The following is a 15,254-nucleotide window of genomic DNA, read 5'->3' on the forward strand; positions in this document are numbered from 1 at the left end:
CCGGTTGGTATATGTTGGGCTGCAGACATTTCTGGCCGGAGGTAAATCCATGGGCAGTGCCATCAAGTACCAGCGCACTCTTTTCGAACCGGAACACGATTTGTTCCGCGAGTCCTACCGGGCCTTCCTCGACCGCCACGTCGCGCCGCACCACGAAGAGTGGGAGAAGGCCAAGATCGTCGATCGCGGAGTCTGGCTGGAGGCCGGCAAGCAGGGCTTTTTGGGCATGGCCGTACCCGAGGAGTACGGGGGCGGCGGGAACCCCGATTTCCGGTACAACACGATCGTCACCGAGGAAACCACCGCCGGACGCTACAGCGGGATCGGTTTCGGGCTGCACAACGATGTCGTGGCGCCCTACCTGCTAAGACTGACGAACGACGAGCAGAAGCAGCGCTGGCTGCCGGGATTCTGCACCGGCGAGCTGATCACCGCGATCGCGATGACCGAGCCGGGGACCGGCAGTGATCTGCAGGGCATCAAGACGCGAGCGGTCAAAGACGGCGACCACTACGTGCTCAACGGGTCGAAGACGTTCATCACCAACGGCATCAACTCGGATCTGGTGATTGTGGTGGCCCAGACCGATCCAGAAAAGGGTGCGCAAGGGTTCAGCCTGCTGGTCGTCGAACGCGGCATGGAAGGCTTCGAACGCGGCCGGCACCTGGACAAGATCGGGCTGGACGCCCAGGACACCGCGGAGCTCTCGTTCACCGATGTGCGAGTTCCGGTGGAAAATTTGCTCGGCGAAGAGGGTCAGGGCTTCATTTACCTGATGCAGAACCTGCCGCAGGAAAGGATCAACATCGCCGTCATGGCGGCGACGGCCATGGAGACGGTGTTGGAGCAGACGCTGCAATACACCAGAGAACGCAAGGCCTTCGGCAAGCCGATCGGTAATTTCCAGAACACCCGTTTCCTGCTGGCCGAACTGGCCACAGAGGCCACGGTCGTGCGCATCATGGTCGATGAGTTCCTGGCGCTGCACCTGGAAGGAAAGCTGACGGCCGAGCAAGCCGCCATGGCCAAGTGGTACTCCACCGAGAAGCAGGTACACCTGATCGACCGTTGCCTGCAGCTGCACGGCGGGTATGGCTACATGCGGGAATACCCGGTCGCCCGGGCCTATCTCGATGCGCGGGTGCAGACGATCTACGGCGGCACGACCGAGATCATGAAGGAGATCATCGGCCGCAGTCTGAGTGTCTAAAGGACCGGGAAAGGGTCCGCATTGTCGTGGGGATGAGCGCGTCACGTAACGTCGGCATTTGTGTCTTCTTGTGCCAAGCCGTCGATTGCCACGGCGGTGGGGGACCAGGTCAGCCCGGCAAACACCCACGTCAACTGCGTTTGCCCGCGGCGCCACCAGTCGCGAACCGGTGCTGAATTGGCATCATTTCGACATCGGCGGGGTATCTGTTTTCCAAATATTGCAAATTTGACTTCGCAATTGTCATTTGCTCTAGCAAAGTTATGCGAGCCCGGCGACAAGACCGACTGTCGGCGGGAGATGGCGGGCGCGGCCACCGATAACGGCATATCCGCCGGCTGGGAGGCTTGGTGAACGGGCAGAGAGGTAGCTTGGGCAAGCTGCTCGGTCGGGCGCTGGTCAGCCTGGCGGCCATGGTGGTGGCCGCATTGTTGCTGACGCCTGTTGCGACAGCTTCTCCGATCGGCGACGCCGAGACCGCCATGATGGCGGCATGGGACAAGGCTGGTGGCGACTCGTCGCCACTGGGCGCCCGCAAGGGTGACGTCTACCCCGTCGGCGACGGGTTCGCTCTGGAGTTCGTCGGCGGCAAGATGTACTTCACCCCAGACACCGGCGCCAAATTCGTCTACGGGCCGATTCTGGAAAAGTACGAGTCGTTGGGCGGCCCGGCCGGCAGCGACCTGGGATTCCCGACGATCAACGAAGTTCCCGGGCTGGCCGGACCCGACAGCCGGGTGGCCACCTTTTCGGCCAGCGACAAACCGGTCATTTACTGGACGGCCGATCACGGTGCGCACGTGGTGCGCGGCGCGCTGAATGCGGCCTGGGACAAACTCGGCAGCTCGGGCGGCGCGTTGGGCGTCCCCGTCGCAGACGAAAGCTACGACGGCGACGTCGTTTCCCAGAAGTTCAGCGGCGGGGCCGTTTCCTGGAACAGGAAAACCAAGCAGTTCTCCGCCGAGCCCGCGGTATTGGGCGGCCAGCTCAAGGATTTGCAGGTCGTGATCGATCCCGCTGCCGCGATAAACATGGCCTGGCGCGCTGCGGGCGGTGCTGCCGGTCGGCTGGGCGCCAAGAAGGGCGGCCAGAATCCCATCGGCGGCGACGGGATCGCTCAGGAATTCGCCGGCGGCAAGGTGTACTACAGCCCCGCCACCGGCGCGAATGCCGTCGAGAGCGACATCCTGGCTAAATACGAGTCCCTGGGTGGGCCGGTCGGCAGCGAGCTTGGCTTTCCCGTCGCCAACGAGTCGGACGGGGCCATCCCGTCGAGCCGGATCGCCGTGTTCTCCGGACCCGACAAGCCGGTGATCTTCTGGACACCTGACCACGGCGCGTTCGTCGTGCGCGGCGCTGTCAAAGTGGCCTGGGACAAACTCAAGGGCCCCCTGGGCAAGCTGGGAGCGCCGGTCGGCGACCAGGCCGTGGACGGCGACATCATCTCGCAGAAGTTCACTGGCGGAATGATTTCGTGGAACCGCGCATCCAACACGTTCAGCACCGATCCGGCCAACCTGGCGCCGTTGCTGTCCGGTTTGCAGGTGCCGGGGCAGAACCAGCCGAGCGGTGCAGCTTCACCTGCGCATCCGAAGAAATTCGGCTGGCACTGGTGGTATCTGCTGGCGATCATTCCGCTGCTGATGTTGCTGTTGTCGCTGTTCTTGGTGCTGAACGGACGCCGTCGGCATAGCCGTGCCCGCGAAGCCGCCTACGCCTACGAGACCTCACACTATGACCCCGACCATGGGCCGGACCCGGGCTACGACGTCACGGCCGCCGAGTCCTGGGCCAACGAAGACGCAGAATTCGCCTCCCGACAACAGGCCCCGGCCGACACTCATGCGCCGGAAGAGGGCCCGGCATCCAGGATCAGCTGGTCGCGTTCCGCGGCTACCGCCGTTGCAGCCGAAAACGAACCCATTGGAGCCGAATATGGTCGCGATTCGCTCGCCGGACCCGATGCGGCATCTCGAGAAAATGGCGCGGACGCGGGTTTCGAAGAGCAGGGGGAGAATCCCGACGACGTCGACACCACTTCCATACCTGTGCTGACCGATACCGGCATTCCCGATTCCGGTAATGCCGTTGACGTGGTGAGTGGCGGTGCTCCGACCGGCAGTACCGAGGAGGACTTCGGCGAGGAACCTCGGGATGTCGGCTATCCCGAAGAGGTGTTTGCCGAGGCGCCCCCGGAGGACTCCTATTCCGACGACCTTTTTGCCGAGGCGCCGCCGGAAGCGGATTATTCCGACGATGTTTTTGCCGAGGCGCCGCCCGAAGCGGGTTATCCGCAAGAGGTGTTTGCCGAGGCGCCCCCGGAGGCCTCCTATTCCGACGACGTGTTTGCCGAGGCGCCGCCCGAGGCCTCCTATTCCGACGACGTTTTTGCCGAAGACGCGGGACCGCAAGCCGCTTTTCCCGACATCCCTCCCGGACCTGAAGCCTCCGAAGCCGCTGGGGCCGCTGCGGCTGCTGCGTCAGTCACCCCACCCCGAACCGGCCGGCACGCGGCCGCCGACGAGGCGGCAGAGATGCCCGACGAAATTCCGGAAGAGCCGGAAGCAGAAGCCGGTGCGTCGGTTGCGCCGCGGCAACCCCAGCCCGCACGCCCGACAATCCACTTGCCACTGGACGACCCCTACCAGCCTCCCGAGGGATATCCCATCAAGGCAAGTGCGCGCTTCGGTCTGTATTACACGCCCAGCAGCGAGCTTTACGAGAACACGCTCCCCGAATTCTGGCTGGCCAGTGAGGAAGTCGCGGAAGCGAACGGCTTCACCAAAGCAGACTGAGCAATTCAGCTGACAAGCTAGATCTTGCGGATCACCGTGACCACCTTGCCCAGCACGGTTGCTTCGTTGCCGGGGATGGGATCGAACGCCGGATTGTGCGGCATCAGCCACACCTGACCACCCGCGCGCTTGAACGTCTTGACCGTAGCCTCACCGTCGATCATTGCCGCGACGATGTCGCCGTTGTCGGCAACGTGCTGCTGGCGGACCACAACCCAGTCGCCGTCGCAGATGGCGGCCTCGACCATCGAGTCGCCGACCACCTTGAGCAGAAACAGCGTGCCTTCGCCCACCAGCTCCCGTGGCAACGGGAAGATGTCCTCGACCGCTTCCTCGGCGAGGATCGGTCCACCGGCCGCAATGCGTCCGAGGACGGGAACAAAAGTGGGCTCCGGCAGGGCGTCGGAGCCAGCTACGTCGGTTACCGGTGTCGCCCCGGCATCGTCGGCGCCCCGTACATCGACGGCCCGTGGCCGGTTCGGATCACGGCGCAGATAGCCCTTGCGCTCCAAGGTCCGCAGCTGGTGTGCCACCGAGGAGGTCGACGTCAAGCCGACGGCATCGCCGATTTCCCGGATGCTCGGGGGATATCCGCGGGTGGTGACTGAGGCACGGATGACGTTCAGGATCGTGCGTTGTCGTTCGGTGAGCCCGGCGCCCACCGGATGTAAACGGGCGTCCGCACCGGCCGAAGTGTCGTTGCTGTCACTCATGTCTCGAATGTAGCCGCAGGGGCCGGCAGAATCAAACATGTGTTCGACGGGTGTGTCGCAGTGGGGCCAGGCCGCCCCGTGAGCTCTAGACCTGCTGAATAACAATGGTGTAACTCTTCGCGAGATCGGGTACTCCGGCCGCATGCCAGTGATAGCGACCGACGAACTTGTCGGTGGGGCGGTCTAGCGTTTTGCTCGTGCGACACGCTTCGCTCAAATGTTCGGTATTCGAACAGACGAGCGACTACTGTCGAACACACGAGCGAGGATCAGTTGACCGGAGGAACGCGCATGACAACCATTCACACAATCTCGCACTCGCCGCGAGCCGGCAGCACCGACCAGCTGCGGCGCCCAGTGAAGGGGCCTCGTTACGGCCGGCCGGCCTGGTCCTGCCCTCCCGGCCCGACCCGGCCGGCCGGTGCGCCGACGCGCTACCGCGGCACCGGCGTCGCGATGTCGTCGGCCCCTCACCGGAGGCGCCCGGTCAGACTCACCACTACGGTCGGGCTGGCACTGCTGGCCGGCATCATCACCCTCTGGCTGGGCCTGATCGCCCATTTCGGGCAACTGGCCAACGGCGACACCAGCGCTCCGGCTGCCCACGTGCCCGACCGGCTCGCCGTGGTTCGGGTGGAGCCGGGCGAATCCCTTCAGGACGTAGCGGCACGGGTGGCGCCCGACGCGCCGCACCGCCAGGTGGCAGAGCGTATCCGCGAACTCAACGACCTGAAATCGCCGACACTGGTCGCGGGCCAGACCCTGATCGCGCCCGTCGGCTGACGGCAACGCGGTGTACTGCGGAAACCGCTCACTGCCATGGCCGCGCGGGGGCAGCCGCGGCGAATCGGGGTGTATGGCGCCAGTATTGGCTCCGCCGGCGAGCGCACAGGTACTCTCGGAGTCGTCTGCGGTACCCGAATGTCGGCACGGCAAAGGAGCGGCGATGCACTGTCCGTTCTGCCGGCATCCAGATTCCCGGGTGATCGATTCGCGAGAAACCGATGAAGGCCAGGCCATCCGGCGACGCCGGTCCTGCCCAGAGTGTCAGCGACGGTTCACCACGGTCGAAACGGCGGTGCTTGCGGTGGTCAAGCGCAGCGGTGTCACCGAGCCGTTCAGCAGAGAGAAGGTCATCAGCGGTGTGCGCCGCGCATGCCAGGGTCGTCAGGTAGACGACGATGCGCTGAATCTGCTGGCCCAGCAGGTGGAAGACACCGTGCGCGCGGCCGGATCGCCGGAAGTCCCCAGTCACGAGGTCGGGCTGGCGATCCTTGGACCGCTCCGCGAACTCGACGAGGTTGCCTACCTTCGGTTCGCTTCGGTATACCGGTCATTTTCTTCTGCAGACGATTTCGAGCGCGAGATCGAGGTGCTTCGGGCGCACCGCAAAGTATCGACACCGAATTGACGCGAGGGTCCAGCCCGAGAGTCGCCGGACTACGCTGCTTTTATGGCTGTCGACTTGCATCCGAACCTTGAAGCGCTGGCACCACTGCTCGGTACCTGGTCAGGTCGCGGCACCGGTAAGTACCCGACGATCGAGCCTTTCGAGTATTTCGAAGAAGTCCTATTCACCCATGTGGGCAAACCGTTTTTGGCTTACACGCAAAAGACCAAGGCAGTGGCCGACGGGAAGCCGTTGCATGCCGAAACGGGGTTTCTGCGAGCCCCGGAACCCGGACATGTCGAGCTGGTTCTGGCCCATCCGAGCGGCATCACCGAAATCGAGGTCGGCAATTACTCGGTGAGCGGCGACCGCATCGAAATAGAGCTGACCACCGACTCGATCGGATTGACCCCGACCGCCAAAAACGTTAGCGCGCTTGGCCGTTCGTTTTTGATCGACGGCGACGAGCTGTCCTATACGGTACGGATGGGCGCGGTCGGCCAGCCGGTGCAGGACCACCTCGCCGCGGTGTTGCGCCGCAAACCGTAACGGGCGCGCAGCTCAATCCGCTTGTCTGACAGCGGGAGTCGAGCTCATGGCCCGACTGTACGACATAGCGATGATCAGGTAGCGCTGCGTTCGTCGGAACCGATGGCCTCCAGCACCGCGACACGGGTGTCGACCGGCCCATGGACGGTTCCTTCGCCGCCTCTGCTGAGCAGTGCGCGCAGCGCAGCCGGATCGTAATCGGCGGGCTTTGTGTTGTCGATGAACCGCTGGACGATGTCGATGAACCGAGCGGGGTCGTCGTGGAAGGGGAAATGACCGCAGCCTTCGAAGATCTCGAGCCGGGAGCCCGGCATGGCGGCGTGGGCCATAGTGGCGTGCCGGACCGGAAGCACCGCGTCCCTGCTGCCCCAGATGATCTGCACCGGGATGGCCTCGGTCAAATAACATCGGTCCAGCATGGTGACGATCTGCCCGCGCCAATCGACCACGGCGCGCAAGGTGCGGCTGAACGCGGCCGACGCCGTCGGCTCCGGGAGATCGTTCAGCACTCGGAGCATATTCGGCAGGTCGTGTCCCAGCGCGGTGGTTCCCAGGGCCTTGCCGACTACCTTGCCGGCAACCTGCACCGCCGGCAGCACGAGCGGCAACCGCAGCAATGCGATGGCCTCGCTGCCCATCGGTAGCGAGGCCAACCGCAACACGAAGTTGACGTCCTTGGTGACACCGCCGGCGCCGACCAGGATCAATCGCTCGACAAGTTGGGGGAACTGGTAGGCGAATTGCATCGCCACGCCTCCGCCGAGCGAATGCCCGACGATGGTCACCCGCTCGATGTCGAGCACGCTGAGCAGGTCGCGCATGCCGTTGGCGTAGGCCGCGACCGAGTAGTCGGCGCGCGGCTTGTCGGACTTCCCGTGGCCTAACAGGTCCGGGGCGATGACGGTGAAGCGCTGCGCGAGCTGGGCGTGTACGCCCTCCCAGGTCGTGGAATTGTCGCCGATGCCGTGGATCAGCAGTATCGCCGGACCTTCACCGGCAATCCGGAACGCCCGCCTATAGCCGTGAATGGTGCGGAACTGCAGCGAAGGTTCAACAGGGTCGGTTGTACACAACTTCAAGGGGCGTACCGTCGCTGGCCTTTTGACGTTCACCATGGATAGACGGTAGTTCACCTAACCGCTAGACGCCTGTTGAGGTGGCGGGCGACCCCAAAGCGCAAGCAGCTCCGCTGCTAAGCGCCACCCCTGCCGCCCGCCTGCGCGCGTGCACGGGTAGCCGTGCACGCTGCCCTACCGAGGAGGCGGGGCAAGGCAGGACCTCCTCCGAGGTCACCCGACGGAGAGGCAAGCTTCCGGACAAGGCGTTTGGGCGACCGTTATTGGGTGGTACTCAACACCGGTGAGAAACATCAAACGATTTGCAGCCGCGACTGCTTTGGCCACAGGTCTTGGACTTGCCGGTCTGGGCGCGGCGAGCGTAGCTGAAGCCCTTCCCGGCCCTACCGGACCGATGCCGGCTGACTGGTGCCCTGGACAGTTTTGGGACCCGGGCTGGGGTAATAACTGGGACTGGAACAACTGCCACGCAGGCGGGCCCGGTTACATGCCCAACGGCGGCCCCGGTCCCGGCCCAGTCGGCCCCAATGGGATGCCCAACGGTGGCCCGGGACCCGGCCCGTACGTGCCTAACGGCCCCGGCGGTCCGAATGGTGGAGTCGGCGGCGGCGGCCACGGCGGCCACTGACCGGTAGCCATAGCGGTCGCTTCGGAGACACGCTGAGCGCGGTCCAGCCCGGCACCCTCCGTCGTTACAAGCTGCCTGGGCCGGATGCCATTATCGGCACCGTCCGGGGGATGGCTACCCGAGACGGGGGATAAGTGGCGCGCGGCTAGGCCCGGATGCGGGGTCGTCCGTGGTCGCCTCACGCTGGCGCTCAATTGATCGTTCCTGCGTCGTCCGCATCCCGCGACAGGTGAATACGCCCGAGGACACGGAGACCAGATGCTTCCTGAGCTGGATCTTCGATGAACGGCGGTCGTGTACAACCGGCGGTAGCGAAGGCGCAGTCACTTCCCGCACCGGTCGAAGGTTGCGCTTCCGCTCGGTCATCTCGCGACACCTCTCTCCCAACGTCATTGTCGGGACAGCTCAGGGCGATCAGGTCGGGTCTGGGCGTTCAGGCCGAGTCGTCGTCGTCAAACTTCTTTTCTGCCTGCTGAGCCAGGAATCGCTCAAACTCCGCACCAAGCTCGTCGCCGCTAGGCAGCTCCTCATCGCGCCTCAGCAGTGACCTGTTCTCCTGGGCCTCGATGTAGGCGTCGTACTGGCGCTCCAGCGCCGCCACCACTTGGGCGACCTCGGCGCTCGCCTGCACCTGCTCGTCGATCTTGGCCCGGATGTCCGCAGCCGCCTCGGACAGTGCCGTCAGGGGCAGCTCCAGAGACCCGGTTTTGGACACCTGCTTGAGCAGTGCCTGGGCGGCAGCCGGGTAGTCGGTCTGGGTCAGATAGTGCGGGACGTGCACGGTGAATCCGACGACCTCGTGACCATGCTGGGCCATCCGGTACTCCAGCAGATTGGACGCGCTGCCGGGCACCTGGATTTCGGAGATCCACGGCTGGAAGTCGGCGATCAGTTCCGCGTTGTTCGAGTGCGCGGTCATCGTGACCGGCCGGGTGTGGGGGACCGCCATCGGCACTGTGCCCAGACCGATGGTCTGCCGCACGCCGAGGCGCTCCGCGAGCAGGCGCACCGCGGTAATGAAACGTTCCCATTTCAAGTCCGGCTCCATGCCGGCCAGCAGCAGAAACGGTGTCCCGGCGGTGTCCCGCAACGCGTACAAGCTCAGCTCGGGATCTTCGTAGTGGGTGAAGTGGTCTGTCTTGAAGGTCATCAGCGGGCGCCGCGAGCGGTAATCCAGCAGCTCGTCGATCGCAAAGGACGCGACCAACTCGGTGTCCAGGGCCGCCCTGAGATGGGCAGCGGCCAGCCTGATGGCGTGACCGGCGTCGGAGAACCCTTCCAGTGCGTGCACCAGCACCGGGCCGCGGCCGTCGGACGTCGACAATTGCGGTGCCGGGAACTCGAGCTCGTAAATGCCGGGCTGCCCTGGCTGGTAGTAGTCGTCGTCCGGGTTGCGATGGCGCGCCATCGGTATTGCCTCCCTCCCAGTTATCTCCAGGGTGCCCTAACCAGTGTCCCTCACATCCAAACGGCACCGAAACGCAACAGCACCGCAGGGTATTCGACGTCGGTAATGGTGGGCGCTTGCCAGCACTCCCGGGCAGGCATGATTGAGGCGATGCGCTTCCCGACGGTATGGCTATGCTCGCTGGTCAGCCTGACGACATTGCTGGCGTGCGACCCCGCCGGGGAGGGACCGGCCGCGGCTCCCGCACCGGTCGACCCGCGGGTGGGCGCGATCTTCCCCGAGGGCGGCAAGGTGCACTTTTGTACCGGTTCGGTGCTGCATTCCAGCAGCGGGAACCTCATCCTGACCGCCGCACACTGTCTGCTGGGAGGCTTCCGCGCCACATTTGCTCCCGGCTTCTCCGGTAACGCCGAGCCGGCCGACTTGTGGCAGGTCGACGACGTCTACCTCGATTCACGCTGGGTCGCCAAGAAGGATCTGCGAGCCGACTACGCGATCGCCAGGGTCAGCAACCAGCACGGTGGGTCGCTGGAGGCGCGCGCCGGCTCCGGCCTGGTGCTGGGCACCACGCCTGCCCCCGGGACCCGCGTCACCGTGACCGGCTATCCGGCCGGAGCGGGTGGCTCGCCGATCAGCTGCCAGGCCCCCACCGCAATGACCCCTGGCGGTTTCCCCGCTCTGGCGTGCGACGGGCTGGTCGGCGGCACCAGCGGCGCCCCCTGGGTCAGCGGCACCGCGGTGACCGCCGTGATCGGCGGCCCGGAAGGCGGCGGGTGCCAGGCCGACATGTCGTACTCGGCGCCGTTCGACGAACACATCGCGCAGCTGCTGGCTCGCGCCGAAGCCGGTGGCCCGGGGGACAAGGCGCCAACCGACTACGACGACGGCTGCTGAGCTGCTCGGGTCAGCGGCGGAACTGGTTGAGCGCGCGCATTTTGTTCGTCACGTCGAGCGCGGCGACCTTGTATGCCTCGGAGAACGTCGGATAATTGAACACCGCGTCGACGAGGTAGTCGACGGTCCCGCCGCACCCCATCACGGCCTGTCCGATGTGGACCATCTCGGTGGCGCTGGTACCGAAGATGTGCACCCCGAGCAGCTTGCGGTCGTCGGTGGACACCAGCAGCTTGAGCATGCCGTATGAGTCGCCGGCGATCTGGCCGCGGGCCAGTTCACGGTACCGGGCCACGCCCACCTCGTAGGGGATCGCGTTCTTGGTCAGTTCCACCTCGGTGGCCCCGACGTAGGAGATCTCGGGAATCGAGTAGATGCCGATCGGCTGCAGTTCGGTGATGCCGTCCACCGGTTCCCCGAACGCATGGTAGGCAGCCAGACGGCCTTGTTCCATCGAGGTTGCGGCCAGCGCGGGGAACCCGATCACGTCGCCGACGGCGTAGATGTGTTCCACCTTGGTCTTGAAACTGCCGTCGACCCAGATCCGGCCGCGTCCCTCGACCTCCAGGCCGGCGTTCTCCAGATCGAGGTGGTCGGTCTGCCCCTGGCGTCCCGCGGAGTACATCACCGTCTCGGCGGGGATCTGCTTGCCGCTGGCTAGCGTGGTGACGGTGCCCGCGGCGCCGACGTCGACCGCGGTCACTTCCTCGCCGAACCGGAAGGTCACCGCCAAGTCGCGCAGGTGGAATTTCAGGGCTTCGATCACCTCGGGGTCGCAGAAGTCCAGCATCGTCTCGCGCTTTTCCACCACGGTCACCTTGGTGCCCAGCGCCGCGAACATCGAGGCGTACTCGATGCCGATCACACCCGCACCGACCACGACCATCGAGGACGGCAGCGACCTGAGATCGAGGATGCCGTCGGAGTCGAGCACCCGTTGCTCGTCGAACTCGACGCCGGACGGTCGCGCCGGCCGGGTGCCGGTGGCGATGACGATGTAATCGCCGGTGACAGTGGTCATTTCGCGGCGGCCGGGGTCTTCGATGCAGATGGTGTGCGAATCGACGAACCGGCCGTGCCCGATCAGCAGGTCGACCCTGTTGCGCATCAATTGGTTACGCACCACGTCGACTTCCTTGCCGATCACATGCTGGGTTCGGGCCAGCAAATCGGCGGGGGTGATGCGATCTTTCACGCGGTAGCTCGCCCCGTAGAGCTCGCGCTGGTTCATCCCGGTGAGGTAGAGCACGGCCTCGCGCAGCGTCTTCGAGGGGATGGTGCCGGTGTTGACGCAGACGCCGCCCAGACTGCGGCCCCGTTCGATGATCGCGACAGATTTACCCAGCTTGGCCGCGGCGATGGCGGCCTTTTGGCCGCCGGGCCCCGAACCGATGACGACGATGTCGTACTCCTGCATCGAACCCATGCATAGACGATAGAGCCCACAGTCGCGACTTTCTCCACAGACGACAGCTCAATCTCATTGTGCGAGTGCAGGCTGACGGTGCCGGTTGCCACGTTGGTGCCCATGACGAAGCATCGATCTGACTTTGAACTCAACCGTCCTGCGGCGCTGATCGCCGCGCTACCGGCCGTCCTCGGCTTCGTGCCGGAGAAATCACTGGTCGTGGTGTCGATGGAGGGTGACGAACTGGGGTCGGTGCTGCGCGTCGACCTCTCTGACGAGCTACCCGGCCGCATCGAGCACCTCGCCGAGGTGGCCGCGGCCGCCGATCCCGAGGCGGCGGTCGCGGTTTTCGTCGACGCCGAGGGCGCGCAATGCCCGCGCTGCAACGAGGACTTCCGCGAGTTGTCTGAGGAGCTTACCGACGCGCTGTCGCAACACGGCGTCGTGCTGTGGGCAGTGCATGTGGTGGATCGAGTGGCTCGGGGCGGGCGCTGGCACTGCGTCGACGGTTGCGGTAGGGGCGGGCTGATCGACGACCCGTCGTCGTCGCCGCTGGCCGCTGCGGCAGTCCTGGACGGGCGTCGGCTCTACCCGCGCCGCGCTGATCTGCAGGCCGTCATCGCCGTCGAAGACACGATGCGCAGCGCGGAATTGGCCGCGGCCGTGGAACGGCAGGCAACCGTGCGCGAGACGGCACATCGCGCGGACCCGGTGGGCCGGTGTCGCGTCGACGTGGAGAAGGCAATGGCTGCCGCCGCCCGGGTCGCGGGCGGGCAGGCGCTACCCGATGCGGAGGTGGCGGAGTTGGGTTGCGCGCTGAGCGACGGGCAGGTGCGCGACATCCTCTATGCACTCGCGGTGGGTGCGAATGCCGGTGAGGCCGAGGCGCTATGGGCTGAGCTGGCGCGACGGCTGCCGCCGCCGTGGCGGGTTGAGGCGCTGGTGCTGCTGGCCTTCAGCGCTTATGCACGCGGCGACGGGCCGCTGGCCGGGGTGTCGCTGGAGGCCGCATTGCGCTGCGATGCCGACCATCGGATGGCCGGCATGCTGGACACCGCATTGCAGTCCGGCCTGCGGCCCGAGCGCATCCGTGAACTCGCGCTCACCGGCTACCGGCTCGCCCGGCAACTCGGTGTGCGCCTGCCGCCGCGACAGACGTTCGGTCGGCGCGCCGGCTAGTTGCGCGAGCTGCCGAGCAGACGCAAATCACCTGTTTCGACGCGATCATTTGGGGGATTTTGCGTCTGCTCGCGCTCGGGTCAGACCTTCTCGACCTTGACGGCGTGTGCCATCTCGTGTGGCAGGGTGACGTTCTCGTGGCCCGGTATGAGGATGGTCACACCGCCCGACGGGCTGGTCTCGACGGTCACTCGCGCATTGGGCACGACGCCGGCGTCTTTGAGTCTCGTGATCAGATCAATGTCGCCCTGCACGTGCTCGGTCAGCTGGCGGACGACAACGGCCACCGGCGATCCGGCGGGCAACTCGGTCAATCGCACCAGGTTGACCCCGTCGGCGTCGGACTCCGAGCCCACGCCCAGATCCAGCAGACCCGGAATTGGGTTGCCGAACGGCGAAGTGGTCGGGTTGTTGAGCACTTTGACCAGCCGGCGCTCGACGTCCTCGCTCATCACGTGCTCCCACCGGCATGCCTCGGCGTGCACTTCTTCCCACGGCAAACCGATGACGTCGACGAGCAGTCGTTCGGCGAGACGGTGCTTGCGCATCACTGCGACGGCCAGCGCCCGGCCCTTGTCGGTGAGTTCCAGATGGCGATCGCCCGCCACGTGCAGCAGTCCGTCGCGCTCCATCCGGGATACCGTCTGGCTGACTGTCGGCCCGCTTTGGTCGAGCCGCTCAGCGATCCGGGCACGCAGCGGTGTCACGCCCTCTTCCTCGAGGTCGTAGATGGTCCGCAGGTACATCTCGGTGGTATCGACCAGCTCGTTCATCCAGCACCCTCCATTGACGCTGAGTCTACTTGGCCAGCTGCGTGAATGGGTCCAACGTGTCCTAGGCAAGCAGTATGCCCGCCGCGGCGCGGCGGGCATACTGTCTGCTACCTAGCTGTGGGCGGAGTCGTCAGCTTGCATACGAGCGCAGCCGGTCGGCGCGCTCGCCGTGGCGGAGCTTGCACATCACATCGCGCTCGATCTGACGGACGCGCTCGCGGGACAACCCGAAAAGCTTGCCGATCTGATCCAGCGTGCGCGGCTGGCCGTCGTCCAGACCGAAGCGCAGCCGGATCACCTGGTGCTCACGCTCATCGAGCGTGGCCAGCACGCTGCGGATGTCGACGTGCAGCAACTCGGCAATCACCGCGTTCTCGGCGGACATCGCTTCGGCGTCCTCGATGAAATCGCCCAGCGGGGCTTCCTCTTCGGAGCCGACCGGCATGTCCAGGCTCACCGGGTCACGGCTGTGCTCGAGCAAGTCGTTGATCTTCTCGATCGGTATGCCCGATTCGGCGGCGAGCTCCTCGTCGCTGGCTTCGCGTCCCAGGTTCTGGTGCATCTCGCGCTTGATCCGCGCCAGCTTGTTGACCTGTTCGACCAGGTGCACGGGCAGCCGGATGGTGCGGCTCTGGTCGGCCATGCCGCGGGTGATGGCCTGGCGGATCCACCATGTGGCGTACGTCGAGAACTTGAATCCCTTTGTGTAGTCGAACTTTTCCATCGCGCGGATCAGGCCCAGGTTGCCCTCTTGGATGAGGTCCAGCAGGGGCATTCCACGGCCTGTGTAGCGCTTGGCCAACGACACGACCAGGCGCAGGTTGGCTTCCAGCAGGTGGCGGCGGGCTGCCTCACCGTCGCGCACCACAGCCGCCAGCTCTCGCTTGCGGTTCTCGCCGAGACGCTTACGGGTCTCGAGCAGGTGTTCGGCATACAGGCCGGCCTCGATGCGCTTGGCCAGCTCGACCTCGTCGGCGGCGTTGAGCAGGGCCGTTTTGCCGATGCCGTTCAGGTACACGCGTACCAGGTCCGCCGCCGGGCTCTGTGCATCCAGATCGCTCTCAATGCGGGTGGACCGTGTCGTGGGGTCGGCGCCTCTGACGCCTGCGTTGGCCCCCCTTGCGGCTGCATTTGCCATTGCGCCCTCCCGATCGGCTTGTGCTGTCATGTGGTCTAACGACAAACCCTTAGTGAGAGTTCCCAGCGCCTTGTCATCTCACACGCCTTGACG

General features: G+C 65.4%; 13 protein-coding genes. 7 read left to right on the forward strand and 6 right to left on the reverse strand.

The genetic code is table 11. From position 1 onward, the window contains the following. Positions 1-49 precede the first annotated feature (49 nt). Both A9W99_RS07620 and A9W99_RS07625 read left to right on the forward strand, forming a co-directional pair. Entirely contained in the window at positions 50-1,210 is a 1,161-nt protein-coding gene (locus A9W99_RS07620) for an acyl-CoA dehydrogenase family protein (RefSeq protein ID WP_067375408.1), read from the forward strand. Positions 1,211-1,581: 371 nt separating this feature from the next. Beyond that, a complete protein-coding gene (locus tag A9W99_RS07625) occupies positions 1,582-4,005 on the forward strand; it encodes an LGFP repeat-containing protein (protein ID WP_067375412.1) in 2,424 nt (807 codons plus the stop codon). A 17-nt stretch (positions 4,006-4,022) separates the two neighbouring features. Here the strand turns inward: A9W99_RS07625 and lexA are convergent, their stop codons facing one another. After that, positions 4,023-4,718 carry a transcriptional repressor LexA gene (lexA, locus tag A9W99_RS07630; protein ID WP_067375414.1) on the reverse strand — a complete coding sequence of 232 codons (696 nt, stop codon included), beginning with the start codon at positions 4,716-4,718 and terminating at the stop codon, positions 4,023-4,025. A gap of 291 nt (positions 4,719-5,009) precedes the next feature. On the opposite strand from lexA, the gene A9W99_RS07635 reads away from it, so the two are divergent. From A9W99_RS07635 to A9W99_RS07645, 3 genes are all read left to right on the forward strand, one after another. Next, the gene (locus A9W99_RS07635) at positions 5,010-5,501 is read left to right on the forward strand and encodes a LysM peptidoglycan-binding domain-containing protein (RefSeq protein ID WP_067375415.1); all 492 of its coding nucleotides are present in this window, start codon (positions 5,010-5,012) and stop codon (positions 5,499-5,501) included. A 163-nt stretch (positions 5,502-5,664) separates the two neighbouring features. Next, positions 5,665-6,129, forward strand: a complete 465-nt coding sequence (nrdR, locus tag A9W99_RS07640) for a transcriptional regulator NrdR (protein ID WP_067375417.1) — start codon at positions 5,665-5,667, stop codon at positions 6,127-6,129. 42 nt (positions 6,130-6,171) lie between these two features. Beyond that, positions 6,172-6,657, forward strand: a complete 486-nt coding sequence (locus tag A9W99_RS07645) for a peroxynitrite isomerase (RefSeq protein ID WP_067375419.1) — start codon at positions 6,172-6,174, stop codon at positions 6,655-6,657. 74 nt (positions 6,658-6,731) lie between these two features. Here A9W99_RS07645 and A9W99_RS07650 read toward each other — a convergent pair whose 3' ends face one another. Then, a complete protein-coding gene (locus A9W99_RS07650; protein ID WP_067375565.1) occupies positions 6,732-7,772 on the reverse strand; it encodes an alpha/beta fold hydrolase in 1,041 nt (346 codons plus the stop codon). Positions 7,773-8,794: 1,022 nt separating this feature from the next. Further along, positions 8,795-9,769 carry a proteasome assembly chaperone family protein gene (locus A9W99_RS07655; RefSeq protein ID WP_067375422.1) on the reverse strand — a complete coding sequence of 325 codons (975 nt, stop codon included), beginning with the start codon at positions 9,767-9,769 and terminating at the stop codon, positions 8,795-8,797. 138 nt (positions 9,770-9,907) lie between these two features. On the opposite strand from A9W99_RS07655, the gene A9W99_RS07660 reads away from it, so the two are divergent. Further along, positions 9,908-10,663, forward strand: coding sequence for a serine protease (locus A9W99_RS07660; RefSeq protein ID WP_067375424.1), 756 nt, complete (start codon positions 9,908-9,910; stop codon positions 10,661-10,663). A gap of 10 nt (positions 10,664-10,673) precedes the next feature. Here the strand turns inward: A9W99_RS07660 and sthA are convergent, their stop codons facing one another. Then, positions 10,674-12,080: a Si-specific NAD(P)(+) transhydrogenase gene (gene sthA, locus A9W99_RS07665; protein WP_156623011.1), complete on the reverse strand. Its 1,407-nt coding sequence runs from the start codon at positions 12,078-12,080 to the stop codon at positions 10,674-10,676. Between the two features lie 111 nt (positions 12,081-12,191). Here sthA and A9W99_RS07670 point away from each other — a divergent pair, with 111 nt between their 5' ends. Further along, on the forward strand, positions 12,192-13,250 hold the full coding sequence (locus A9W99_RS07670) for a DUF4192 domain-containing protein (protein WP_067375428.1): 1,059 nt from the start codon (positions 12,192-12,194) through the stop codon (positions 13,248-13,250). An 80-nt stretch (positions 13,251-13,330) separates the two neighbouring features. Here the strand turns inward: A9W99_RS07670 and ideR are convergent, their stop codons facing one another. Beyond that, positions 13,331-14,023 (reverse strand): iron-dependent transcriptional regulator IdeR, encoded by a 693-nt coding sequence (gene ideR / locus A9W99_RS07675; protein WP_067238074.1) that lies wholly within the window; start codon positions 14,021-14,023, stop codon positions 13,331-13,333. 130 nt (positions 14,024-14,153) lie between these two features. Next, entirely contained in the window at positions 14,154-15,161 is a 1,008-nt protein-coding gene (gene sigB, locus A9W99_RS07680; protein WP_067375567.1) for a sigma-70 family RNA polymerase sigma factor SigB, read from the reverse strand. Positions 15,162-15,254: the final 93 nt, after the last annotated feature.

Origin of the sequence: Mycobacterium sp. 1164966.3, from assembly GCF_001665395.1 — a bacterium.
Classification (GTDB): Bacteria; Actinomycetota; Actinomycetes; order Mycobacteriales; family Mycobacteriaceae; genus Mycobacterium.